Here is a 1,681-nt window from a genome sequence, read left to right as displayed (position 1 = left end):
CAGCGCCAGCGCCACCACCCCCACGGCGGTCAGCACCACCACGGCCAGCACGGCCAGGTGCCGCACGTCGTCCGAACCGTGCACATGGCGGTAGACGTCCGGCGCTACGACCCGGTCTTCCGTTCCCGCCCCGGCGACGAGGCGGCCACCCTGCTGTTCCTGCCGCTCGCCCATGTCTTCGGGCGCATGGTGCAGGTCGCGGCCGTGCGCGGCCGGGTGAAACTCGGGCACCAGCCGGAGCTGTCGGCCGCCGCGCTCCTGCCCGACCTGCGCGCGTTCCGGCCGACGTTCGTCCCGGCCGTCCGCTATGTATTCGTGTAGGTGTTCGCCGCGGCGCGGCGCGCCGCCGAGCGCGCGGGCCGGGGCGGCGTGTTCGACAAGGCTGTCGACGTCGCCGTGCGCCACGCCCACGCCCAGGAGGAGCGCGCCTTCGGCACCGGCCCCGGTCCGGGCGCGGCGCTGCGCGTCCAGCACCGGCTGTACGACCGGCTCGTCTACTCCGGCGTGCGCGAGGCGCTCGGCGGCAGGATGCGGTTCGCGATGTCCGGGGGTTCGGCGATGGAGCGCCGGCTGGGGCTGTTCTTCGCGGGCGCGGGCATCACCGTCTTCGAGGGGTACGGGCTGACGGAGACCACCGGCGCCGCGACCGCCAACCCGCCCGAACGCACCCGCTTCGGCACCGTGGGCCACCCCGTCCCCGGCACGAGCGTCCACATCGCGGACGACGGCGAGGTGTGGGTGCGCGGCGACCAGGTCTTCGCCGGCTACCTGGGCGACGAGCGGGCGACCGGCGCGGTGCTCCGGGACGGCTGGCTGGCCACCGGTGACCTGGGCGAGCTGGACGACGAGGGCTATCTGACCATCACCGGCCGCAAGAAGGAGATCCTCGTCACCTCGAGCGGCAAGAGCGTCGCGCCGCTGCTGCTGGAGGAGCGGGTCCGGGCCCATCCGCTGATAGCCCAGTGTGTGGTCGTCGGCAATGACCGCCCCTACGTCGCGGCGCTGATCACCCTGGACGAGGAGGCCGTCGAGCACTGGCTGACGATGCGCGGCCGGCGCGTGCCCGAACCGGGCGATCTGGTACGCGACCCGGATCTGGAGGCGGAGATCCGCCGGGGTGTGGCGGCGGCCAACACGCTCGTCTCCCAGGCCGAGTCGATCCGCACCTTCCGCATCCTGGGCGCGCCGTTCACCGAGGAGCGGGGGCTGCTGACCCCCTCGCTCAAGCTCAGACGGCGGGCCATCGAGCGGGCCTACGCGGCCGAGGTCGAGGCGCTCTACGAAAAACCGGGCGCGCCGGGAATGTGAGAGAAGAGGTTCCGGTTGAGCATGGAGGCAAGCGCACCTCCGACGTAGGTAAGGATCGACCGCTCGTGAGCAAGGTCCCCTCCATCACTCTCAACAACGGCGTACGGATGCCCCAGCTGGGCTTCGGTGTGTGGCAGGTCCCGGACGCCGAGGCGACCGCGGCCGTGTCGGCCGCGCTGGAAGCGGGGTACCGCAGCATCGACACGGCCGCCGTGTACGAGAACGAGAAGGGCACGGGACAGGCCCTGACCTCGTCGGGCGTCCCGCGCGACGAGCTGTTCGTCACGACGAAGCTGTGGAACAGCGCCTCCGAGACCTGGACCCGCGAGAACGTGCTGCGCGAGTTCGACGCCTCGCTCTCCCGGCTCGGCCT

Annotated in this window: 1 protein-coding gene and 1 pseudogene; both read left to right on the top strand. The window is 72.4% G+C overall.

What is annotated here, in order from left to right:
• Window positions 1-1,308 (top strand): annotated as a pseudogene (locus AB0K09_RS33175) (AMP-binding protein); the annotation flags it as partial.
• A 65-nt stretch (window positions 1,309-1,373) separates the two neighbouring features.
• Window positions 1,374-1,681, top strand: a 308-nt coding sequence (locus AB0K09_RS33170; RefSeq protein ID WP_366069105.1) for an aldo/keto reductase, incomplete at its 3' end; no start/stop codon positions are given.

Origin of the sequence: Streptomyces sp. NPDC049577 (assembly GCF_040675635.1) — a bacterium.
Lineage (GTDB): Bacteria > Actinomycetota > Actinomycetes > Streptomycetales > Streptomycetaceae > Streptomyces.
Note: the sequence above shows the minus strand (reverse complement) of the source record. Positions and strands in the feature narration are given on the sequence as shown.